The organism is Paenibacillus sp. JT31N11, assembly GCF_056269285.1.
The window spans coordinates 196,690-218,669 of the sequence record NZ_JBWDNQ010000011.1 but is presented as its reverse complement, the minus strand read 5'-3'; the positions used below and the strand labels follow the sequence as shown (position 1 = coordinate 218,669).

Genomic DNA, 21,980 nt, shown 5'->3' with positions numbered 1-21,980 from the left:
TTCTACGTATCCCCTTAATCTTATTTTTTTATAATAAAAGCCTTACGCTTCTATCATCCCTTGATCGAGCCGATCATGACGCCCTTGGAAAAATATTTCTGCAGGAAAGGGTACAGGCAGACAATCGGGAGCACACTGACGACCAGAACCGCCATTTTCAGCATTTCCGGACGAAGCTGTGAATTTTGCGCGACAACCGAGCTTACATTGATTCCTGACAGCAGCTGCTGGTAATTGGTCAGCAGCTCCCGCAGCAGCGCCTGAAGAGGAAGCAGCTGCACATCGGTCATGAACAGGACGCCGTACCACCATTCATTCCAGCGGTCAACCGCATAGAAAAGCGCGATGGTGGCGATCATGGGCTTCGATATCTGCAGAATGATTTTATAGAGAATCTGAATCTCGTTGGCTCCGTCGATCTTGGCCGATTCCTCTAGTGCTGCCGGCAGCGTCCGGAAAAAAGCGATACAGATGATCAGATAGAAGGTATTGACGGCCACCGGTAAAATCATGACCAGCAGATTGTTGATAAGGCCGAAATTTTTCATCATCAGGTAGAACGGAATCAGGCCGCCATTGAAAAACATCGTGAACAGGATGGCCGACATAATAAACTTCCGTCCGGGAAATCCGTTTTTGGAAAGCACATAGGCGCCCGACACGGTGACCAGCATGTTTAAGGCCGTGCCTGCTGCAGTCACGAACAGCGTGACGTAGAAAGCTTTCAGAAACCGCGGCTCGTGAAAAATGTAGCTGTAGGCCGAGAAGTCAAAGGTCGTCGGGATCAAATATACGACCTGCTTGGAGATCTCCACCGTGTTGCTGAATGACATCAGAATGACGTTGTAGAACGGAAATATCGTGCAGAGGGTCAGCAGCATCAAAATCGCATGGATAATGATATCCGCCGCATTCAGTTTGCCCCGTCTCTGCGCCCATTGTGCATTTTTCACATCAGGCGCCTTGTTTTTTTGATTCAATGCCGGTTCCATTACACCAACCCCTCCCCGCCCAGTCGTTTGACAATAAAGTTGGCGAAATACAAGAGCGCGAAATTAAGGACAGCCTTGAACAGCCCGACTGCCGTCGTGACCCCGAAGCTTAAGCCGTCGCCAAACGCGGAGCGGTACACATACGTATCGATGATATCGCCTGTTTTATAGACGCCGGGATTGTAGATGTTGAAAATTTGCTCAAAACCGCCATTCATCGCATTGCCCACAGCAAGAATGAGCAGGATCGCCGCCGTACCGCGGATAGACGGCCATGTGATAGCCTTCAACTGCTGAAACCGGCTTGCGCCGTCCACGTAAGCGGCTTCATACAGCTCCGGGTTGATGCCGGCAATGGCAGCCAAATAAATAATCCCGCTCCAGCCTACTTCCTTCCACATATTGGACAGGAAGACGATCGGCCGGAACAATCCGGGATCGGTCAGAAACGTATGCTTCTCAAAGCCAAGCGCGGAGATGATCTGGTTCAGCACGCCCGATTCGCCGAGAAAGTTAAGCATAATCCCGCTTATAATAACCCAAGAGATGAAATGCGGAAACGTATATACCGTCTGGTAAAATTTCTTCAGCTTCTCCTTCATCACTTCATTGATGAGCAATGCCAGAATGATGGCCGCCGGAAACTCGATGACGATCCTTCCCAGGCTGATGATGATGGTATTGTTGAACGCCTGCCAGAAATCGCTCTGTTTGACCAGCTCCCCAAAGTTGGCCAGTCCCACCCACGGGCTTTGCAAGATGCCCGCTTTGATATGAAATTCCTTGAAAGCGAGCAAAATTCCATACATCGGAAAGTATTGAAAGAGCAAATAATAAAGTACGGTAGGAAGGAGCAGAATGTACAGGAACCTGTGCTTGTAAATGCCCTTCCCTAATAATTTTTCCATCTTGGACCTCCTCGTAAGCGTTACCATGACCTCGTCATTTATTATCGCCCCTGCCGGCCCAATGCGTCTATGCACGCAATTTATGGTTTTGGAGCCGAAAATAAAGCGCTCACAAAAAAAGAAAACTTTCCCGGAAAGTTTTCTAAAGATAATCCATATGGATTCTAAAAATAATGCATAGCCGGGAGCGTCACTCCCGGTCATTGCGGTATTGGCTGGGTGTCGTCCCCGTCATTTTTTTGAAAATGCGGGCAAAATAAAAATAGTCCTGATAACCGATTTTCTCGGCAATCTCCTGGATGGAATATTGTTCATGATCCAGAAGCTCGCGTGCGTAAGCGATGCGCAGTCTGGAGATATAGGCGGTGAAGGTTTCTCCGACCTCTTTCTTGAAGAGCTGGCTGATATAGCTCGGATTCATAAAAAACTGATCGGCCAGGCTTTGCAGCGACAGCTCCTGGGTGAAATGGTCCGTAACAAAGCGGAGAATGGCGTTGAAGGTCCGGTTCTTGGTTTCAACGGACAGCGGGTCGGCGGTGCCGGAATAACCGGTGGCGAGCGATTCCAGTTCATCCAGCATCGCAAATACATGCTCATATGACTGGACCAGCTGCTCGTAGCTGTACAGACTGCTTTCCGTCTGTCCCAGCTTGAACAGGAACGAAACCGTCATATTATACACCTGAAAGGCATGCCGGATAGACAGAGCCTGCGCTCTGAACAGCTCCCCAATCCGTTCAAAAACGAGATGAATGGCCGGATTGTCCTTGTCGCGGACTGCGCTGCTCATATCCACCATATACCGGTTCAGTTCCTGATCCCGGAACGGCTGCTGATCATAGACTGCGGGCTTCCCAGTAACAAAAAATTGATGCGCAAGCATATCGGCGCCTGAGATTGCGTCCCTGATCTCGCCCAAATCCGTTATTTTGCCGCTGAAGCCGATTCCTCTGATTCCTTGCGGGACGCCCGTCCTCCATTTGTCCCTGAGGGCTGCCGCCTGACGCTCTTGAAGCAGGAAGGCGGTTTTGGCGGTGCCGATTTTCAGCTTGATGACGGGCCCCTGGATGCCTTCAAGCTCGGAAGAACCGACGGAGACAACAGCTGCAATGCCTGCGCTGCTCCAATCGGAGATCCCCTCCTTCTCCAGCTCCTGCTGCAGCTTCAACTGATTCCCGGCGCTGGGATCCTCCAGCAGATGGATAAGAGAAGAATCGCGCGCAGGACTTGCGACCGCATGCATCCGGCTTATTTTCGCCAGCACGCCGTTGATCTCGATTTCATCAAAGGGCTTCAGGCAATAAGCCAGAGCCCCGTGCGTCAGCGCTTTCTGCGCATAGGCAAACTCGGCGTAACCGCTTACGACGACAAAATGGATGGGAAAGGCCAGGCTTCTGGCCCGCTGGATCAGCTCCAGGCCGTTCATTTCCGGCATCCGGATATCCGTAAAGACGACATCGGGCTTAAGCCTGTTCATCGCCCCAAGCGCATCCACCCCATTGTAGGCCTGGCCGACCACCTCGAAGCCGTGGCGCTGCCAATCGACCATATCCTTCAAGCTTTCCACGACCCAATTCTCGTCATCGACAATCAGCACTTTAAGCATTCAGCTCTCTCCTCCCCGCAATGGTCAGCTCGATGGCTGTTCCGCTGCCAAGCGTACTCTCCACACGCATGCCGCATGCCTCTCCAAACATAAGCTTGATCCGGTTATTGACATTGACCAGCCCGATGCTCCTCTGCTCCTCGTCTTCTTCCGCAAGAGCGGACGGCGGGGCAGCCAGAAGGGCGCGCAGCTCCGTAAGACGGACAGGATCTATGCCCATGCCGTCATCCACGATTCTGACGACAAGACTTCCCTGCCCGTCGACGAATCCCCGTATCTCCAGAAGCCCGTGCTTCAAACGGGGCTCAAATCCGTGATAGACCGCATTTTCCACGAGCGGCTGCAAAATCATCTTCGGAACCCGGTACGCTAGAGCCTCTTCCGTACATTCATAATCGACGGAGAAACGGTCCTTGAAGCGAATCTGCTGAATGCTGACGAACGATTTGATGATGCCCAATTCCTCGCTGAGCGGAACCATTCCCGTTCCCTTGATGCTGTATCGGAAAATACTCGACAAGGCGCGCGTCATCGTTTTGATCTGGTTCTGCTTGTTGACGACGGCGATCCCCGTAATCGCTTCCAGCGTATTGTACAGGAAGTGGGGATTGATCTGGCTTCTCAGGAAAGCCAGCTCGGATTTCTTCTTCTCCAGCTCGATGCCATACAACCTCGTGTTGGTCTCGATCAGACGCTGCGTCAACTGGTCGATTTCGTCCAGCATGCTGTTCAGCTCCGAGGCCATGATGCTGATTTCCATATAGCCCTGGAGGGAAATTCTTTTTTTGAACTTCAGCAGGTCCCCGCGCTTGACGGTGGTCATGAAGAACATTATTTTTTTCAGCGGCCGGAGAATATTATTAATAATAAACATGAAGGGGATCGCCAGAATCAGCAGGCAGATGGCCAGAATCAGCAGCTCCTGCCTGCGGATGTCGAGCAGATCGCGCAGCAGCTCATCCTTGGGAGCCATGCTCAGAATGCTTCCGTCGATGTCCGGGAGACTTTGCCTTTGCATCACATAGAGCTTGTTGTTCCATTGAAGCGCTTTATCGCTTCCGTCTGAAGTGCCGCTGGGCAAACCCGTCAACTGGGTGCCTACGCTTACATTTTGCAGATTGCTCGTAATCACCTTCTGGTCCCGGTCCAGCAAATAAATTTGCGTGTTGGTCTGCTTGGAGGAATAATCCTGCTCGCCGACCAGCGCCTTCGGATCCACGATGAAGAACATCGTGCCGACCCGCGTGTTGAACAGCTCGCCCTGCTTCATGTAGTAAATGCTGGTGGCGAAGACCAGTCCCTCTTCCCCTCCGAATAGCGTTCCGAACCGCTGCACACCCGAGTAATAGGCATTTACCTTGGGCGGAACGGCATCTCTGAGTGCGGATACATACTTGTTCCCGCCGTACAGATCCACCCACTGCCCGTTATTTCCGGAGAGGACGATATCCAGAATGCCCTCCTTCAGCTCTCGTTGGCTGATGAACAGCTTGTTTAATTTTTTGAACATGTCGTATTTGAGCAAAGCATTCTTCTCCACCAGGTAGTTCTGGACTTCCTCATTGTAGGATATATTTTGCATCAGCCTGTAAATGACATCCTTGTTGGAGGTTACATTCTTCTGGATCTCCGATATCGTCTGCTTGACATATTCCTCATGATTCCGGGTAATCATCCCGGACATGGTGGAGTAGCTGTGAAAAATAATAATCAGGATCACAATGATGAACGAACCCGCCAATATAAACAATTGCGAGCGGATCGACAATCTTCTCAGGAAGGCCAAGCCCTCATCCCCGTCCTTATAGAGTAACTATTGCTTTTATATCGCCTATTATTACGTTAAGCGGCGGACAACGTCAATCCATCGGAAAAACAAGGATATGAAGAAACGGATTCTCACTGTTGATCATCGCGATTATTGCTTCTACCGCTTTACCCTGATCTTCCTTTTGCGCAGCATCAAATGCTTGATAAAAAGCTTCATAAATGGGGGCATTTCCGGCATTGGTTCAGCCAGTTTTCTCGAATGCCCCCTAAATCCGGGTTAAAAGACACCTGGTTCTACATTCGTTGTTTTGATTCCAAATGTGCAAGTTCAGCAGCGCCTGCCTCCAGGTGTAAAATAATATAAATCCAGATTTTGTCAGGTGAACGCTCTATGTAATATGACATAACGTAGTCATATTATACAGGTTATACTTTGAAGTGAAATCAACGATGAAAGGAAGACAATACATGATGAATAAATGGCCAAAACCTATTGAAACATATTTCCATGCAACAAATTTCCCTGACCCGAATGCTTTTCTTGCCATCTTTGCAGAGGACGCTATTGTTGTTGATGAAGGGAAGGAATACAGCGGGAAAGCCTCCATCAAAGAATGGTGCGATCATCAGCATTTTTCTACCAAACTTACTATAGAAATTATGGATGCGAAAGAGATCAATAATGAAACTGTGGTCACAGCTGCGGTGGATGGCGATTTTGATAAATCAGGTCTGCCGGAGCCCCTCTTGCTTGATTTTCATTTTATTCTCAGAGATGAGTTTATTTCACAATTAACCATTGTATTTACACCTAATAAATAGCTGCAGACCGAGGAGAGAATCTAATGGAAACGAAATACGATCCGGAATTAAGTGTAGTGTTAGACACTATGAAGGCTTTGAAGCTTGATCATTCCGAAGAAACCAGAAGCATGATCAAGGAAATGCTATTGGCATCGACACCGGTTATAGATGAATCTGTTTCTATAGAAGACCGATTCATTCCAGGTCCTGAAGGGGGGGCAGATATTCGCATAAGAATTTATAGACCAGCCGTAAGAAACGAGATCCTTCCCGGGACCCTATGGATACACGGCGGGGGATATGTTGTTGGCAATCCAGAAATGAATGATGATCTATGTTCACTTTTTGTTACAGAAGCTCAATGTGTCGTTGTTTCCGTAGATTATCGATTGGCTCCCGAAAATCCTTTTCCGGCTCCATTGGAAGACTGTTATACAGCATTAGAATGGTTTGCTGAACATGCAGCTGATCTGGGAGTGGACGCCTCTCGTCTTGCTGTCGCAGGGAACAGTGCAGGCGGCGGATTAACAGCAGCAGTTTCATTATTGGCAAGAGATCGTCAAGGTCCTTCGTTAATATTCCAAATGCCTCTCTATCCCATGATTGACGATCGAAATACAACTCCATCCAGTCATGCAATCGTAGATGAACGAATATGGAATCGGGAATTAAACCTAAAGGGGTGGGCCATGTACCTGGGAGAAGATCATCGGGGTGAAGTATCACCCTACGCGGCCGTATCTCGCGCTACTGATTTATCAGGATTACCTCCAACCTATACCTGCGTTGGAGAATTAGAACCCTTTCGTGATGAAACGATCGATTATATCGCACGGCTTAGCCGTGCCGGCGTCCCAACTGAATTCCATCTATATCCTGGATCTTTTCACGGTTTTGAAATAGTCGTTCCTCAAGCGGAAATCAGCAAACGTGCCAAAGCACAATATGTCGACGCATTAAAGAGAGCTCTTCATAAAAATTAATATATAGGTTGTCGACAAGACCCTGATTTCGGGGCCTTGTCTTGTTTTGTGTTTGAATACTGTATAACAGTTTTTTTGCCTGAATTAAAAAGACCGCCTTAACCTGCCTGCTTGGACAGGCGGTTGGCGATCTTTTTTTTGTTTCCGTCCCCATAGCCGGCAACAGCGATGTCCGTGGAACGCTTTGGCGTCGGCGAAACTTCGTCAGCAGACACCTCATGTCATTCATATCTAAAATTGGATATATAGTGTATATCCTACTGGAGGCTTTTCGGCTGCGGAAAAGCCAGCAGCTTGCCTTTGGTCTGCACAACGATCATCCCGTCTGCAGCAAAGGTCGGCCCGAATACGCGGCCGTAGGTCAGCAGCTGCTCGACCGGTTCGGCTTTGAGCAGGTCGATGGCAATCAGACGCCCGTCGGTCTGGGCGACATACATGCCGCCTCCAATCAAATCGATGCGGGCAATAGGATTGGAGAGGCCTCCATTATAGAAGACTGGCCCCTTGTTGGCCAGCTTGACGCCAAGAATACTTTGACTGTCCGAGAAGATCAGCCGCCCTTCAAAGGGGCCAAGCGCATAACGGACATCGCCGGCTGCCGGAGACAGATAGGTCTGCTTCACGGCTTCGGCGGGAACCTCATTCCGGGGATATGCGTATACCTTCATCCCCACCGCGATATAGACTTGATTGCCGCTGATCCAGGCTGTTCCGGGAGAATAGAATTCCTCTTTATCCAGATCGATATTTTCCGGATTATAATCGACGGACTTTATCGCCTTCCCGTCCTCAATGCCCAGGGTATCGAGCGTGACCAGCATGCCTTTATCGATAATCGTCTGCTGCCGCTGCACAATAATCGTATCGTTCTCAACCGCAATCGGAAAGCTCTTGTTCATCTTCTGCCAGGCCTCTTTGCCTGTATCTTGATTGAATGCATGGAGCACTTCGTAGGAATACGCACCCGACTCGATGTTGGACGCGAATATGCGCTCCCCGGCAAATAACAGCGGCCCCGGCAGCGGCTCCTTATAGTCATCGCGCCACAGGAAGGAGCCGTCTGAGACCTGGTAGGCCTGGATGTCTCCATTCAGAGCGTACAGCTGTTTCCCATTCACATACAGCTGCGAAGTGCCTTTGCTCGGCACGGCGGATGTCCACAGCTTCTTGCCCGAAGCGGCGTCAACCGCGTACAGCACTCCGCTGTTCGACACGACATATACATGTCCGCTCTCATACACAACGGTTGTTTTGAGGCTGCTGCCGAAGGACCACAGCTTCTTCCCGGTTGTGGTTTGCACCGCCAGCAATTGGCCTCCCTGGATCAAAAACAGCTTGTTCTCCCCGGAGGCCACCACGCCGCCGCCCATGGACATATCATCCACAGGCTTATCCATGGCGATTGCCCAGTAATCCTTCACAGTTTTGGTCTGTACAGGGGTATCGACATTATTGCCCACATAAGAGGTATGCGGATCGACGCCCGCATAAGCAGCGGAGCCTGCAAGCATAGAGATGGAAACTGCAGCCGCTGCCAGTGTTAAAATGGTTCTCCTCAGCAGCGATTTTCTGATAGAAAGCATTCTATTCGCTCACCTGCCTTATCCTAGTCATCTGGCGGAAATACGATTTCATTCATTTTAACATAATTAAGTACCTCCTGAATGAATCTGCATATAAGCGGAGCATGAAGGAATTTTAACCTTTCTCATAGTAGAACAAAAAACGGCAAGGGCTCCGCCGTCTGTAAGACAACGATACCCCTGCCGTATATTATGATGAAGCTCATCTACCCGGAATAACAGGTTAAACATTAACCCTGCGAATGAACCAGCTGATTGATGATTCGCACCGCCCGCTCCGATCCCGAACGCTGCTCTTCCAGTCCTTCGTACTCCACGGACAACCAGCCGTCGTAACCCGTCTCCGCCAGCTTGCCCACAAGAACTGCAGCCGGAACATCGCCTTCGGTAGGAACGGTTCCCACATAAGGATCGCCGGCGATGGAGCGGTACACACCTTCCGTCTCTTCCGGTCCAACCTTGCGGAAGTCCTTGGCATGTACATGATGAATGTACGCTGATACCTGATTGAAGGCTTCCACGGGCTGTTCGTCAACAAGCAGAAAATTGCCCATATCAAAGGTGCTCCGCAGTGCGGAGGAGCCGACTGCTTCAATCAGCTCTACGACCTGGTCTCCCCTGCCTGCAAAGATGCCGTGATTCTCCAGACAGAGCGTGACCCCTTTGGATTCAGCATAATCCGCACCCTGCTTCAGACCGTCCACAATCCAGCCTTTTGCCTGCTCGTAGCTGATGCCATCCCTCTTGTCGCCCGCGAATACACGTACGACCCTGGCGCCAAATTCCACCGCCATATCGACGGAGCGCAGGATATCCTGCACCTGCGCCTCTCTCGCGGCGGCATCGGTCTGGACAAGATTGTTGCAGGCCCCGAAACAGGCAAGCTGGATGCCTGTACGGGCAAGCGCATCGCGGACAGCAGGAATATCCGTCTCCTCATTCCAAAATACGCTGAGCAGTTCAACCCCCTGCGCACCCGTAGAGGCTGCAAAATCGATAAAGTCGGCATTGGTCCATGATTTGTCAAATAAATATTTGTGGCAGCTCCAGACACTAAGCGATGTTTTCATAGGTTTCGTGCAGCTCCTCTTTCGTTTCTTGGGGAGAACCGGCGCTAACGGTAGGCGTTGATAAACTCGACGGCGCGGCGGATATCCAGCTCCGGCTTGTCGCCAACCTCGCGTTCAATCGTCAGATAGCCGCTGTAGCCGATTTCCTGAAGCGCGGCAAAGTAAGCCTTGAAGTCAACCATGCCTTCGCCAAGCGGCACTTCTTCAAAATCCGCGCCTGAAGCAGCCATCTCGGCAATATGTTCATGGCTCATGGCGTCGTAGCCAAGAAATCCGTAGACCTTGCGCGGGTCCACGATACGCAGCCGTTTGCCATCCTTCACATGCGTATGCACGATGTAATCCTTCAGCGTATGGACGCCCTGAACCGGATCATCTCCTGTCACCATGACCATATTGGCAGGATCGAAGTTGACGGAAACGCCGTTCGTGCTGAGCGTGTCGAGAAAGCTCTTGAGATGGGCCGCTGGCTCCGGTCCGGTCTCAATCGCAAAATAGGCATTCATGCTTTTCGCATAACGGCCGAGCTCGTCGCAGGCTTCCTGCATCGCCTCATAGATTGCGCCTCTGCCTTCATGCGGCACAATGCCGATATGGGTGGTGACGATATCCGTGCCAAGCTCGACCGCCAGATCGAGAATGCGCTTGGATTTCTCAATCTTGACCGCATTGGCTGCGCGGTCCTGGAAGCCATGGCCGCCCAGATCGCCGCAGAGCGCGGAAATATCCAGCCCCAATCCGCCGATCATGCTGCGCAGCTCGCGCCTGTCCCCAGCGGACAGGTTGGCAGGGTCCATTTCGCCGGAAACGGCATAAATTTGCACGCCTTCCGCCCCGACTTCTTTTGCTTTCAACAAGCCATCGCGAACGCCAAGATTGAAGCTGTCCACAATGACGCCGATTTTATTCGTTAATTTCATCATGGTCTCTCCTTTCATGGTAGAGCATCAGTCAAAATGAATTTCTTTGCCCTGGCCCGCCGACTCATAGATTGCTGACAGCAGCTTTGTAATTTCCACGCCGTCCTGCACCGGACTGAGCGTCTCCGCCGTGCCCAGGCAGCTGTTGATGAACGTGGCGATTTCCTGGCCAAAGGCCTGCTGGAAATCAAAACCCAAATGATCGACCTGTGGCGCGATATTTACGATGGTATTGTGGCTTTCCGTCATAATCGCAAGCTCCGGCTCCAGTTCTGCGCCGCCTTTATCGCCATAAAGCTTGACCGTCAGCTCATCCTTCCTGGCATGCAGCGTAAAGCTGACGTCCACGAACAGCGACGCGCCATTCTCGAAACGGATCAGCGCATTGGCCATATCCTCGACATCATTGCGCTCCGCGTCGTAATCGGCAGCTTTATAGAAAGAAAGATTCTGCACATTCGACCGGTTGCCCAGCTTGCGGTAAGTGTTGCCGCTGACGGATTTGACCTTCGGCTTGCCCATCAGATACCAGCATACATCGATAATATGGACGCCAAGATCGATAATCGGCCCGCCGCCGGAGCGTTCCTTATCAGAGAACCAGCCTCCCGGATTGCCCAGCCTGCGCAGACATGAAGCTTTGGCATAGTAAATTTCGCCAAGATCGCCGGCATCAATGAAGCGGCGCAATACTTCCGTATTGGAGGCATAGCGGCGGACAAAACCGACCTGCAGCAGACGGCCGGACCGCTTTACCGCTTCCTCCACTCGGAGCGCGTCGGCGACCGTCTTGCACAGCGGCTTCTCGCACAGGACATGCTTGCCGGCTTCCAGCGCAGCGATGCTGATCTCGGCATGCGTATTGTTCCATGTACATACGCTGATGGCGTCAATCTCCGGATCGGCCAGCAGCTCCCGGTAATCCGTGTATACCTTCTCGGCCCCGTATTTGGAAGCAGCCTCCTTCGCCCGTCCTTCATTCAGATCGCAAATCGCAACCAAACGCGCATCCGGATTGGCCGCGTAAGCCCCCAAATGCGCGCTGGAAATGGAACCTGCACCGACAACACCAATATTCAACTTCGTTTTCCGAGCCTGAATTGTCATTCATTCCATCCTTTCACCCTGGTTTGAAACCGGATATAATAAGTTCATGAACGTCATGATTAATTCATCTGCATGGGACGTTTGTAATAACGTTCACCTTAATCCTTACGATAACACGGCTTCGGCGGAGGGAGAATGCACGTTATGCCAACATACATGGATTATATGATCAGCCCGCTGCCGATCCGGATATTCCAGTGCATGGTTGACCACAGCAAGCTCAGCGTCAAATCGCTGGTGATTCTGCATGCCGGCCATCTGCCGGGCCGGACGCTGCAGCGCAACGGAACCACCTTCGACCATTGGGCCTTCGTCTATATCGGAGCCGGACGCGGTTATTACCAGGCCGGAGACGGTCCGCGCCAAACGGTAGAAGCCGGGGCCATGTTCTGCCTGTATCCGGGCACGACGTTTTATTATGGGCCGGATCAGGACGGATTTTGGGACGAGTATTATTTTACCCTGGAGGGGGAGCGGGTGCAGGAATGGCTGGCGAATTGGTGCCAGCAGCCGGAGACCGTCAAGACGATCGGCATTGAGGAGGCTTTTTTCAGCAAAATGGAGATGGTATTCATGCTCATGGAGAGCGGCATACCGGCCAATCAGGACCGTGCGTCGCTGGCGCTTGAAGCGCTGCTCTACGAGATGGCGGACCGTGCGCGCCAACCGGCTGCCACCAGCCGCAGCCTGTTCGTCCACAAGCTGATCGGCGATCTGACCGATTCGGTCTACCAGCCGCTGGACAGTGCGGCGGTCGCTGCCCGCCATCATATCTCGATCCCGACGCTGCGGCGTATGGTGCATGAATACACAGGTTATCCTTTGGGCGAGTTCGTGCATCGGCTGAAGGTCGCCGAAGCGAAGATGCTGCTGCTGCGGACGGACAAGACGCTCAAGGAAATTGCCGCCATGCTGGGATACGCGGACGTCTTCTATTTCTCGCGGCTGTTCAAGAAAGTCGCCGAGGTGTCGCCGAGGACATACCGCGCCCGCATGGGGTGAGCCTTTTCCTTAATCCCGCTCTTCCAGATTCCTCTGCAAATATTGCTCCAGCGTGTTGGTGATTTCGAACACCGTGTGCGCCAGATCATAGTTCTCAAAAGCATGCTCGCATCTTGCTTGCGCGATCATATCTGTCTCATAACGGCCCAGGCGCTGCTCGATGACCTCCCCGCCGATTCCCTTCTGCTGCTGGCGCTGTTCAACCGTCTGACGATCGGCGTAAATGAACAAACGGATCAACTGATTGTCATAGGTCTGTTTGAGCATTTCCGCACCTTCGGGATTAAGCACCAGGTAGACGCTTCCATTATTTTTGAAGCTGCGCTGGATATCACTGCCCCGAAGTCCATAGAGATTCGAATTTATCGTCACACTTTCAATAAAATCACCGCTTGCATCCAGCTCTTCGTACAGCTCCGGAGTAATGAAATGGTAATCCTGACCGTTGACTTCCCCTGGTCTGGACTTGCGAGTCGTATACGACAGCACCTTTGTCAGACCAAGGGTAGAACCTACGCTATCTGCAATTGTTTTACGCCCCGATCCATCCGGTCCGGTAAATACAAATATAAAAGCGCGATCTTGGGAATCTGCCATCCTCATTACCTCCTTTGACTCTATATTACCTATATTCAGCGAGGAGCTGGAAAATCCTTCATTTTACGGAGAAGAGGATAACGGTCCCGCCATCGCAAGGAATACATTCATACTTCACACATTCATGGAGCCACTCGCCGCGAATCGTAAAAAAGCGTGTTATCCAGAAGCTCTGGACAACACGCTCGAATATTCTAGTGATTCTTTTCTCAAGTTCCCGGATTGGTAAGCGGATCGGCATTCGTTAATTCATTGACCTCTTCGAATGCGATTTGGCCGTTCTCTCCGATTGTCATTTCAAACACAATCCAGTAGATTTCACTGCCGGTGCCCTCCGGTACTGTATAGACCTGTGTCGGTTCAGTCACAGCGCCTCTGAACACTTCAATCCTGGCGCCGGATGCTCTCAATGTGCTGGTACCCGAGAAATGATGAACATAGAACTTGTAGGTTCCATTGATATCCCGGCGAATTGTTGTCGTTTCCGGTCCATAGGAGCTGACATCATCCAAATCCAGGTCAATAATGGTTTCACCTTCATGCTCATACTCCTTCTCCGCGTACCAGGTATGGAATCGTCCGCCAACTAATGTTGGTCCAAGAAGATGGGAATCAAGATCATGGGGATCTTTTCCCCATGTCAATACAATTCTCGTCTCCGAAGCATTAGGTACTCCGATTGCGGTTTGATCCTCATCTGTGTTTTTCACATTAACAGCTGCTACCCCGATCAAATACGTTTTAATATAACCGGTTCCTTCTCCCCCCAGCTCACCTGTATAGATGCCTGGCTGCAGGTATATGAAATAATTACCGTAAGCATCCGTTGTTGCAGTGCCGGCAATGTCGCCATCCGTCTTGTCCAGGCCCTTGCGGAAAATAATATCAAGTCCTGCAACCGATTCTCCAGCAACATTCTTGATATGTCCGCCAAAGCCGGTCAATTTGACCGAACCGCTCTGACTTCCCGCAAATCTTGTTTTATCCGCATTGGACTCCACTGTGACATACAAGGTCGAGCCATAGCTGTCCACCGGATCAAACGTGAATTGTCCTTCAGTGTACTGCAAATTGTTCAGCTCATAATCCGCACCATTCAATACAGCCGTTACGGCAAAATCAGCCGCAGTCTCATCAGCCACATCACCGTTAAAATCAACATTGATGGTTCCGTTCGTTACATGAATGGATGAAAGGGTTGGATAAGCCTCTCCGGGTTTATAAACAGAGACCGTGACCGGCACCTGGATATGAAAGCCGCCGTAATCGGCTTTAATATAGGTGATTCCGTCACTAACAGCTTTAACATCCCCATAAACCACCTGCGCCACAGAAGGATCGTCGCTGCTCCACCCTGCGAAGGAGGTGATGTCTTTATTTCCGTCATTTTTAACGCCGGTTAGTACGATTTGACGGGTTGCTCCCACAGCAGAAAGGGAAAACTCCGCTGGCGTGTATGTGGTGCTGATGACTGTCGGGTCTGCTTCAATGAGAGGCTTGCCGGATAGTCCGTCGAAGCTTATGCCGTCCACATTCAATTGTGCCGACTGGACCGAACCTTGTCCGGTAAAGGAAACAATCGCATCCGCGATCAAGTGCGAAACTGTCGAGCCTTCTGCCAGATGGAAAGAAGTATTCAAAGCCTGCTCGAATACATTCAAGTCGCCGACAGTGGATCCGGCAGCAAGAGTAATGGCAATTTGCTCCGCATGAACCATGACCGAATCAAACGCCCCATTCAACGTAACTGCGGCATTATGAGGAATGAATCTGCTAATGTCCACTGGGCCGATATCGCCTACAGCTGCTGTTGTTTCAAGAATAGCGCCGGAAACAAGCTGGATTTGCTGAACGTTCGTTCCATCCTCAAGCACAAGGCGGATACTTCCGTCGCTCTTATTCACGAAGACAGTAGCCAGAATCGAGTTAGCTACATGAATACTATTAGGCCCGCCGCCTTCTACGAAGGTATCACCGGTAACCGTGACATGGTCAAGCGTAACATTGCCGCTGCCGATGCCGCCAAGAAGCCAAAGATCCCCGTCAACGGTTGTGTTCTTCAAGACCACATCCTGCGAGCTGATTGTGACATCGCCGGTAACATTGCCCAGTGAATATTCACCTGGTGCTGTAATGTCCATCGCTGCCGGATCCCCGTCATCGCCGCCGTTGTTGTCGCCACCCTGATCGCCGCCGTTATCACCGCCCTGGTCGCCGCCGTTATCGCTGTCATCGTCTTTGTCCCCGCCATTGTCCCCTCCGTTGTTGCTGCCGTCAGGTTTTCCGTCATTGCCGCTGCCGGGGCCCCAATAAACAAAACCAGAGTCGTCTTTGACTTTAGGTGGCGCAGTTTCGTCCGTAGTTGTGTCCTCAGGCTTATCCGGGTTCAAAAGCAGAGCTTTGTCCGCGTAAGCCGCTTTGTTCACGACAAACTCGTAAGCCAGCCGCGCCAATGCCTGACGGTCGGCAATACCCGAAGGGTTAAAGCGGAACGAGCCATCCTTGCCCGCAATCCCCTTAATGAATCCGATCTGATAAGCAAAGGACACCGAGGCTTGAGCCCAGTCCGACACCTTGGCCAGATCTGACAGGCTCTCATCCAGCTTCAATGATTTGGCAGCTGTCTCCCAGCCGAAAGCACGGATAAAGAAGACCGCCAGTTCCTCTCTGGTTACTGTTTTGTCTGGAGAAAAGGCAGTGGCGGAGGTCCCCTGGGAAATCCCCGAGTTCACCAGCGCTCCCACATAACCGGCATACCATTTGGATGCTGCGACATCCTTGAATCCTGCAGCTGCCGCTGCATCCTCCTCCAGGTTCAGCGACAGCGACAAAATTTTTGCCAGCTGCGCCCTTGTGACAGAATCGGCGGGCTTGAAGGTTCCATCATTAAAGCCGGAGATGATCCCCCTGCTAACCAATTCGGTGATCTCAGCTTTTGCATAAGACTGATTGATATCTGATAGTGTCCCGCCGCCGGATTCAGTGGCAGCAAATGCATAATGAGTGGAAATGATAGACAGGATCATAGCGCAAACAAGCACAGCGGAAATTTTCTTATGTAATAATCTTAGTCCCAATTTCATTCTCTCCCTTTATTTCTATCTGGTTGTTTTGGATTATAAAAGCTCCACTAACTAACTATGATTAGACTTCAAAAACCACCCCTTATAGCAAATTAGTTAGAAGTAGAGCGTTTTCAATAGGCTTATATTACCATGTATGATGGTATTTTCAACACGATTCTTGCATTTTTTAGATGAAATTTAGAATACTATGTCGATATACCCAATTTTATAGTGTCTTACAGTCTATTCCTCCGGCAAAGAAAGACGAATGAGAACTTGTACAGCGTGGACCGCTGCAGCTGCCGCATAGCTTGTGAAATACCAAAGAAGCCCGTTGGCAGCCCGAGCTTCTTTATGCATATTATAGTAACAAACCAGATTATTGCAGCGATTTCAGAAACCGCTCCACGCCCGGAAGCCCATCCTGCTCCAGCACATGAAGAAGCTGCGTCCCAATGATGGCAATGTCGCATTTCCCCTGCAGGAAAGCCACATCAGCGGCGCTCTGAATGCCGAAGCCGACAGCGATTGGCGTCTTCGCATAGCCGCTGACCCGCGACAGGAAGTGATCGGTTTCCCCGCCAAAGGATGTTTTCGAGCCGGTAACACCCTTGCGCGCCGCGCAGTACAGGAAGCCTCCCGTCTGCTCCGACAGATAGCGCAGGCGGTCAGCCGATGTGTAAGGCGTTGCGATCAGAACGGGCTCCACGGCATGTTCGCGGCAGGCCTCCAGGAAGGATCCGCTCTCCTCCGGGCAGGCATCGGGCACGATCAGACCGCGAATGCCCATATCCGCACATTCCTGCACAAATGCCTGCGTGCCGTATTGAATCACGATATTATAGTAGGTCATGATCAGGAAGGAGATATCCGGGAAATCCGCCGCCACACGCCGGGCAAAGTCCATGCACTGCCGGGTCGTCGTGCCGCTTGCCAGTGAGGCCTGATTGGCTTTGAGGAATACGGGACCGTCGGCGATCGGCTCCGAGAAGGGCAGCTGAAGCTCGACCAGATTCACGCCGCTCTCATGGAACAAACGGATCATTTCGTAATTGGCGTCAAAATCGGGATAGCCCAGAATTTGATGGGTCATCAGCTGGATTCCCTTGTCAGCGCGCCCCTGGATGATCCGTTCAGCAAGACTGGTCTTCAAGCCCGCTGCTTTTCCGCTTGATAAAAGCTTTCCATTCTTCATCCTGCAATCCCTCCGCTATGTTAAAGATGTCCTTGTCGCCTCGTCCGGACATATTGATGATGAAGATGTCCGATTTCGAAGTTTCGGCAATATCCCGGAATGCCCCGGCAAAAGCATGGGTCGACTCCAGTGCCGGAATCAGCCCCTCCGTCTTCATAACCAGCTGCAGCGCCTCCACCACTTCCGCATCGGTCGCAGCCGTGAAGCGCACGCGCCCCTTCTCGGATAAATCAGCCAGAATCGGCGAGACCCCGACATAATCAAGACCAGCGGCAATGCTGTACGTATCGTTCATTTGGCCGTCTCCATTTTGCAGAAACATTGTCTTATAGCCCTGCGCAATTCCGGACTTTCCTTCGCCGTAAGCAATCCGGGCAGCGTGTTGGCCCGATTCCTTGCCTTGGCCCCCGGCCTCCACACCGACAAGCTTCACTTCATCATGAGGGAAAAAAGCCTGAAATACCCCCAGCGCATTGGAGCCGCCGCCAACACATGCATACACACGGTCCGGCAGCCGCCCCGCTGAGCGCAGGATTTGCTCCTTCGCCTCAATGCCGATGATCGATTGAAAGAAGGCCACAATAGCGGGAAACGGATGGGCCCCCGATGCAGTGCCCAGTACATAATGGGTCGTCTCAAAGCTCGATACCCAATCCCGCAGCGTCTCATTAATGGCATCCTTCAAGGTCCGGGAGCCATAATCGACGCCCACCACCTCGGCTCCCAGCCGCTTCATCCAGAAGACGTTGGCATATTGACGCTCCATATCCTCGCGACCCATATAGATGGTTGCGGACAAGCCCAGCTTCGCCGCAACCGTTGCCGTCGCCACCCCGTGCTGTCCCGCTCCCGTCTCCGCAATGATGCGCGTCTTGCCCATGCGCTTGGCCAGCATGGCCTGACCGAGCGCATTGTTGAGCTTATGCGCCCCGGTATGATTCAGATCCTCCCGCTTGATATAGATCTTCGCCCGGCCAAAATGCGCGCTCAGCCTGTCCGCATAGGTCAGCGGCGTTGGCCGTCCGGAGTAATCGGCCAGAAGCGCGCAGTACTCCTGCCAGAAAGCCTCGTCATGCCGGATCTGTTCAAAATGCCGGTTGATCTCCGCGAAGGCCGGAACCAGTATTTCCGGGATGAACGATCCGCCATAGGAACCGTAATAGCCGTTCTCCGTGAACAGAGAATTGGCCGCTTCGGGTATAGAACCCGCTGCATGCTTCATCATTTGAATTCATTTCCCCTTCCTGCTTCCTGTGCTCAATGCTTGTGATGAAACTCCATAACGGCTCTTGCCGTCGCCGCATCCGTCACCAGAATATCGATCCATTTGCCGCGCAGCACAGCTGTAATCGCTTCGACCTTGCTCATGCCCCCGGCAATCGCAATAACATTGGGAATGCCTCTCAGTTCGCCGGCAGACAATCCGATGAACCGGCCGCTCCCGGGAAACAACATCTCCTGTCCATCTCCATCCAGAAAAGAACCGCACAGGTTTGCCGCCGCACCGCTATTCCGCAGCTCTGCCATGTCTTCCGCGCTGAAGCTGCCCGAGGTGACCATGGTTGCCTGCCTACCCACTTCGCCGATGCTGACAACCGCGACACTGGAGCGCCGCGCAAGCTGGAGCACCTTGTCGATTTCCGGTTCCTGCCGCAGGAGCCGGCCTGTCGCTTCATTGGCCACAACAGCGGGAGCATGCATCATCCAGTATTTGGACTTCAGCTTCCCCGCAAAAGCCATCGTGTTGGAGCTGGCATGCCATGAAGCGCCTGCCGGACCCCAACCGCCGACGAGAGGCACAAACTGCAGTTCCTCCCGCGCAAAATAATCCATCTCCTCTGCAGCGCTTGCAACCGTTCTGCCAGCCATCACGCCGACGATATCGCCGTCCTTCAGCACCGACTCCATCAAGGCAGCGCTTGTTCGGCCAAGCTGCGCATACAGCTTATCCCCTTCCGCTTCCGCCGAATCGACAATGAGCGCATCGGGGATACCGAAGGTTTCGATAAAAGCCCGCTCAAGCTCCTGCTCCGTTGAGAAGGGGTTGTTGATGGAGATGCGCACAATACCTTCATTCCTGGCAGCCGTCAGCATCCTGCTGACATGCGGACGCGAAATACCGAGCCGTTTGGCGATTTCCTGCTGGTTCAAGCCATCCTCATAATAAAGCTGACAGATCTTCACCAGCAGCCGAAAACGTTCATGATTGATCTCCGACATTTACCTTCGATGCCTCCTGATTGAGCTCCGTGTACATTTGTACATTAAATACACTTATGTACATGCAAGTATACCGCTGCATCCGCCGGTTGTAAACCCGGACATTAAGCAAGAAGAAAAACTTGCCGTCCTCTCAGTGACCGTGTTGAGTTTTCTCGTCCCTCAAACCTGACAGGCATTATAGGGGCAGTAACGTTTGCATGTGTTAAGGACAAAAAAACAGCCTCGAGGACCCTTTATCAGAAGAAAAAGGGGTTCCTGAGGCTATTCTTGGGGACGTTATGGCAGAAGAATGATTAAACAAACACCAACCATCCGAATTTGCCCGGCATATGAAAATTCACTTTGCCCGTCGGCTGCCATGCGCTGAACTCACGTACGCCATCCGGCTTGTCGTCAATCCGGTAAAAGTTCACCCGCCATTTCATTCCGGCAGCTATCGGCCGCTTGAAATTCCGCATCGGAATATGGATATCATAGAGCGTCCATCCGCCCTCCTGGGTCCTCACACTATTCACCAAGCCATCGAAATGCCATTCCGTGCGGGCCTCAATCTTACCCTTCAGATCATTGGTGATATAGGCATCGAAGACAATATTATGCGGGCTGACTTCCAGCTCCAGATATTCCTTGCCGTCCCCCTCCTCGTCGATAAACACTTCCACCACGTCCTGCTCATATAACGGCTCATCATGCTGCGTGAAGTCGGAAACCACATAATCATCCTGACTTGTGAAGCGTATGTACAGCCCCTCAGCGTTCCAGTGCATCTGCACATAAGTAAGTGCCTGGGGAACCCCGCCTGATACGACATCCGACAGCGCAATCCGCTCTATCTTCTCCCAAACCACCCCGGATTCTCCGAGCTCCTGACAGCTGTACGAATTTTGCGTTTCCATTATTCATGCCCCTCTCCTTGGTTGATTTCCAATTCAGTTGATCCCATCATGCCAGATCGCGCGCCTGGCTGTAAATGATAAATTTCTCCTCGTGTGCCCCTTGAGTCGGATAGGGTCCCCGACTTAAGCCCAGCATGAAAAACCGCCGCAGGACTGTTTTAGACATTCCGGCGGGGAGCTACAATAAAGCTATCGAAAGAAGAGAATTTTAAATCGCCTTTAAAATAAGAAAGGAGTTTGTCACACATGAACAAACTTTATCTCTCCAGAACAGATCGGAAGCTTGCCGGATTATGCGGGGGCCTTGGCCAATATTTGCGCATTGACCCCACGATTCTCAGAGTCATCCTCGTTGCAGCGGCATGCTTCAGCGTAGGCACCATCTTCCTGATCTATCTGCTCGCGAGCTTTATCATTCCAAAAGAGCCCGAGAATCCGATCATGAACATGAACCACTTTCATTACAATCCATACAACTAAGCAGAGCCAATCGGCAAGAACACCGGATTTCAAAACCAAACATGATAAGGGAGTGTATGAACAATGGGAGTTTTAAACAGACTATTTGATATGACAAAAGCAGCAGCGAATGAGCTGATGGATAAGCTGGAAGAGCCGGGCATGATGCTGAATCATTACGTACGCAATATGCAAAGTGAAATCGACGGCCTGCAGGCAGAGCTTCACAAGCAGGAGGCTGCGGTCCGCGTGCATGGACAGCAGGCGGAAGAGGCAGGCCGGATTGCGGACATGTATGATGCGAAGGCGCTTGAAGCGATGACGAACGGTTATGAGACGGCAGCCCGCGAAGCGCTTTCGGCAAAGCTGCATTATACGGAGAAGTCACATGAGGCCGCAGCGTGGCAGGAAAATGCGAAGGTCCGGATTGCCGAGCTGAAGCCGCGGCTGGAGGATGCCAAGGCTGAGCTGAAAGTCATGCAGAAGAAACGCGACGATCTGGTTGCCCGCATGCAGCAAACGCAGGCCAAATCCCATACATCCACGCCAAGCTTCAGCTATGGCTTCGAGGAAGGCACCGCCGCGCGCGGCTTTCAGCGGATGGAAGACAAAATCAATCAATGGGAAGCCTATTCCCAGGTGAAAAAAACGCCTTACGGCTATGCCGCAGCAGCAGGCGCCGCAGGTTCATATCCTTCGGATTCCGAGGAGCAGTCGACGAAGGATTCACTCATCAATGAGCAGCTGGAGCAGCTTCGCAAGAGAACGCAGGCTTGACGAATCGTCCTCTTGAAAAACGC

The 21,980-nt window shown here is 51.7% G+C and carries 19 protein-coding genes; 5 read left to right on the top strand and 14 right to left on the bottom strand.

What is annotated here, in order from left to right:
* Positions 1-53: 53 nt before the first annotated feature.
* The 4 genes from AC0YNV_RS29725 to AC0YNV_RS29710 all read right to left on the bottom strand — a co-directional run bounded on the left by AC0YNV_RS29725 (position 54) and on the right by AC0YNV_RS29710 (position 5,292).
* Entirely contained in the window at positions 54-992 is a 939-nt protein-coding gene (locus tag AC0YNV_RS29725; protein WP_475771248.1) for a carbohydrate ABC transporter permease, read from the bottom strand.
* Positions 992-1,900, bottom strand: coding sequence for an ABC transporter permease (locus tag AC0YNV_RS29720; protein WP_475771247.1), 909 nt, complete (start codon positions 1,898-1,900; stop codon positions 992-994). The genes AC0YNV_RS29725 and AC0YNV_RS29720 overlap by 1 nt, the downstream gene beginning before the upstream one ends.
* A gap of 190 nt (positions 1,901-2,090) precedes the next feature.
* The gene (locus AC0YNV_RS29715; protein WP_475771246.1) at positions 2,091-3,506 is read right to left on the bottom strand and encodes a helix-turn-helix domain-containing protein; all 1,416 of its coding nucleotides are present in this window, start codon (positions 3,504-3,506) and stop codon (positions 2,091-2,093) included.
* Positions 3,499-5,292, bottom strand: a complete 1,794-nt coding sequence (locus AC0YNV_RS29710; RefSeq protein ID WP_475771245.1) for a sensor histidine kinase — start codon at positions 5,290-5,292, stop codon at positions 3,499-3,501. The genes AC0YNV_RS29715 and AC0YNV_RS29710 overlap by 8 nt, the downstream gene beginning before the upstream one ends.
* Positions 5,293-5,744: 452 nt before the next feature.
* Here AC0YNV_RS29710 and AC0YNV_RS29705 point away from each other — a divergent pair, with 452 nt between their 5' ends.
* Positions 5,745-6,098, top strand: a complete 354-nt coding sequence (locus AC0YNV_RS29705; RefSeq protein ID WP_475771244.1) for a nuclear transport factor 2 family protein — start codon at positions 5,745-5,747, stop codon at positions 6,096-6,098.
* Between the two features lie 23 nt (positions 6,099-6,121).
* The gene (locus AC0YNV_RS29700; RefSeq protein ID WP_475771243.1) at positions 6,122-7,063 is read left to right on the top strand and encodes an alpha/beta hydrolase; all 942 of its coding nucleotides are present in this window, start codon (positions 6,122-6,124) and stop codon (positions 7,061-7,063) included.
* A gap of 257 nt (positions 7,064-7,320) precedes the next feature.
* Here AC0YNV_RS29700 and AC0YNV_RS29695 read toward each other — a convergent pair whose 3' ends face one another.
* From AC0YNV_RS29695 to AC0YNV_RS29680, 4 genes are all read right to left on the bottom strand, one after another.
* Complete coding sequence (locus AC0YNV_RS29695; RefSeq protein ID WP_475771242.1) at positions 7,321-8,646, bottom strand: outer membrane protein assembly factor BamB family protein; 1,326 nt, start codon at positions 8,644-8,646, stop codon at positions 7,321-7,323.
* Positions 8,647-8,876: 230 nt separating this feature from the next.
* Entirely contained in the window at positions 8,877-9,716 is an 840-nt protein-coding gene (locus AC0YNV_RS29690) for a sugar phosphate isomerase/epimerase family protein (RefSeq protein ID WP_475771241.1), read from the bottom strand.
* Between the two features lie 44 nt (positions 9,717-9,760).
* Entirely contained in the window at positions 9,761-10,636 is an 876-nt protein-coding gene (locus tag AC0YNV_RS29685) for a sugar phosphate isomerase/epimerase family protein (RefSeq protein ID WP_475771279.1), read from the bottom strand.
* Between the two features lie 27 nt (positions 10,637-10,663).
* Complete coding sequence (locus AC0YNV_RS29680; protein WP_475771240.1) at positions 10,664-11,743, bottom strand: Gfo/Idh/MocA family protein; 1,080 nt, start codon at positions 11,741-11,743, stop codon at positions 10,664-10,666.
* Between the two features lie 144 nt (positions 11,744-11,887).
* On the opposite strand from AC0YNV_RS29680, the gene AC0YNV_RS29675 reads away from it, so the two are divergent.
* Positions 11,888-12,745 (top strand): helix-turn-helix domain-containing protein, encoded by an 858-nt coding sequence (locus AC0YNV_RS29675; protein ID WP_475771239.1) that lies wholly within the window; start codon positions 11,888-11,890, stop codon positions 12,743-12,745.
* 9 nt (positions 12,746-12,754) lie between these two features.
* Here the strand turns inward: AC0YNV_RS29675 and AC0YNV_RS29670 are convergent, their stop codons facing one another.
* The 6 genes from AC0YNV_RS29670 to AC0YNV_RS29645 all read right to left on the bottom strand — a co-directional run bounded on the left by AC0YNV_RS29670 (position 12,755) and on the right by AC0YNV_RS29645 (position 20,721).
* Entirely contained in the window at positions 12,755-13,342 is a 588-nt protein-coding gene (locus AC0YNV_RS29670; RefSeq protein WP_475771238.1) for a guanylate kinase, read from the bottom strand.
* Positions 13,343-13,551: 209 nt separating this feature from the next.
* Positions 13,552-16,419, bottom strand: a complete 2,868-nt coding sequence (locus tag AC0YNV_RS29665) for an S-layer homology domain-containing protein (RefSeq protein WP_475771237.1) — start codon at positions 16,417-16,419, stop codon at positions 13,552-13,554.
* A 367-nt stretch (positions 16,420-16,786) separates the two neighbouring features.
* Positions 16,787-17,602 carry a tryptophan synthase subunit alpha gene (gene trpA / locus AC0YNV_RS29660; protein WP_475771236.1) on the bottom strand — a complete coding sequence of 272 codons (816 nt, stop codon included), beginning with the start codon at positions 17,600-17,602 and terminating at the stop codon, positions 16,787-16,789.
* Entirely contained in the window at positions 17,541-18,827 is a 1,287-nt protein-coding gene (gene trpB / locus AC0YNV_RS29655; protein ID WP_475771235.1) for a tryptophan synthase subunit beta, read from the bottom strand. Before trpB ends, trpA begins: the two co-directional genes overlap by 62 nt.
* Positions 18,828-18,859: 32 nt before the next feature.
* Positions 18,860-19,822, bottom strand: a complete 963-nt coding sequence (locus tag AC0YNV_RS29650; RefSeq protein ID WP_475771234.1) for a sugar-binding transcriptional regulator — start codon at positions 19,820-19,822, stop codon at positions 18,860-18,862.
* 296 nt (positions 19,823-20,118) lie between these two features.
* A complete protein-coding gene (locus tag AC0YNV_RS29645; RefSeq protein WP_210043586.1) occupies positions 20,119-20,721 on the bottom strand; it encodes a carbohydrate-binding family 9-like protein in 603 nt (200 codons plus the stop codon).
* A gap of 246 nt (positions 20,722-20,967) precedes the next feature.
* On the opposite strand from AC0YNV_RS29645, the gene AC0YNV_RS29640 reads away from it, so the two are divergent.
* Both AC0YNV_RS29640 and AC0YNV_RS29635 read left to right on the top strand, forming a co-directional pair.
* Positions 20,968-21,201, top strand: a complete 234-nt coding sequence (locus AC0YNV_RS29640) for a PspC domain-containing protein (RefSeq protein WP_210043595.1) — start codon at positions 20,968-20,970, stop codon at positions 21,199-21,201.
* A 63-nt stretch (positions 21,202-21,264) separates the two neighbouring features.
* Positions 21,265-21,957 carry a PspA/IM30 family protein gene (locus AC0YNV_RS29635; RefSeq protein WP_475771233.1) on the top strand — a complete coding sequence of 231 codons (693 nt, stop codon included), beginning with the start codon at positions 21,265-21,267 and terminating at the stop codon, positions 21,955-21,957.
* Positions 21,958-21,980 lie beyond the last annotated feature (23 nt).

What these genes read in the sequence shown, in the direction of transcription:
- AC0YNV_RS29725 (WP_475771248.1), bottom strand. Translation starts at nt 992, where the DNA reads ATGGAACCGGCATTGAATCAAAAAAACAAGGCGCCTGATGTGAAAAAT.
- AC0YNV_RS29720 (WP_475771247.1), bottom strand. Translation starts at nt 1,900, where the DNA reads ATGGAAAAATTATTAGGGAAGGGCATTTACAAGCACAGGTTCCTGTAC.
- AC0YNV_RS29715 (WP_475771246.1), bottom strand. Translation starts at nt 3,506, where the DNA reads ATGCTTAAAGTGCTGATTGTCGATGACGAGAATTGGGTCGTGGAAAGC.
- AC0YNV_RS29705 (WP_475771244.1), top strand. Translation starts at nt 5,745, where the DNA reads ATGATGAATAAATGGCCAAAACCTATTGAAACATATTTCCATGCAACA.
- AC0YNV_RS29700 (WP_475771243.1), top strand. Translation starts at nt 6,122, where the DNA reads ATGGAAACGAAATACGATCCGGAATTAAGTGTAGTGTTAGACACTATG.
- AC0YNV_RS29695 (WP_475771242.1), bottom strand. Translation starts at nt 8,646, where the DNA reads ATGCTTTCTATCAGAAAATCGCTGCTGAGGAGAACCATTTTAACACTG.
- AC0YNV_RS29690 (WP_475771241.1), bottom strand. Translation starts at nt 9,716, where the DNA reads ATGAAAACATCGCTTAGTGTCTGGAGCTGCCACAAATATTTATTTGAC.
- AC0YNV_RS29685 (WP_475771279.1), bottom strand. Translation starts at nt 10,636, where the DNA reads ATGAAATTAACGAATAAAATCGGCGTCATTGTGGACAGCTTCAATCTT.
- AC0YNV_RS29680 (WP_475771240.1), bottom strand. Translation starts at nt 11,743, where the DNA reads ATGACAATTCAGGCTCGGAAAACGAAGTTGAATATTGGTGTTGTCGGT.
- AC0YNV_RS29675 (WP_475771239.1), top strand. Translation starts at nt 11,888, where the DNA reads ATGCCAACATACATGGATTATATGATCAGCCCGCTGCCGATCCGGATA.
- AC0YNV_RS29670 (WP_475771238.1), bottom strand. Translation starts at nt 13,342, where the DNA reads ATGGCAGATTCCCAAGATCGCGCTTTTATATTTGTATTTACCGGACCG.
- trpA (WP_475771236.1), bottom strand. Translation starts at nt 17,602, where the DNA reads ATGAAGAATGGAAAGCTTTTATCAAGCGGAAAAGCAGCGGGCTTGAAG.
- trpB (WP_475771235.1), bottom strand. Translation starts at nt 18,827, where the DNA reads ATGATGAAGCATGCAGCGGGTTCTATACCCGAAGCGGCCAATTCTCTG.
- AC0YNV_RS29650 (WP_475771234.1), bottom strand. Translation starts at nt 19,822, where the DNA reads ATGTCGGAGATCAATCATGAACGTTTTCGGCTGCTGGTGAAGATCTGT.
- AC0YNV_RS29645 (WP_210043586.1), bottom strand. Translation starts at nt 20,721, where the DNA reads ATGGAAACGCAAAATTCGTACAGCTGTCAGGAGCTCGGAGAATCCGGG.
- AC0YNV_RS29640 (WP_210043595.1), top strand. Translation starts at nt 20,968, where the DNA reads ATGAACAAACTTTATCTCTCCAGAACAGATCGGAAGCTTGCCGGATTA.
- AC0YNV_RS29635 (WP_475771233.1), top strand. Translation starts at nt 21,265, where the DNA reads ATGGGAGTTTTAAACAGACTATTTGATATGACAAAAGCAGCAGCGAAT.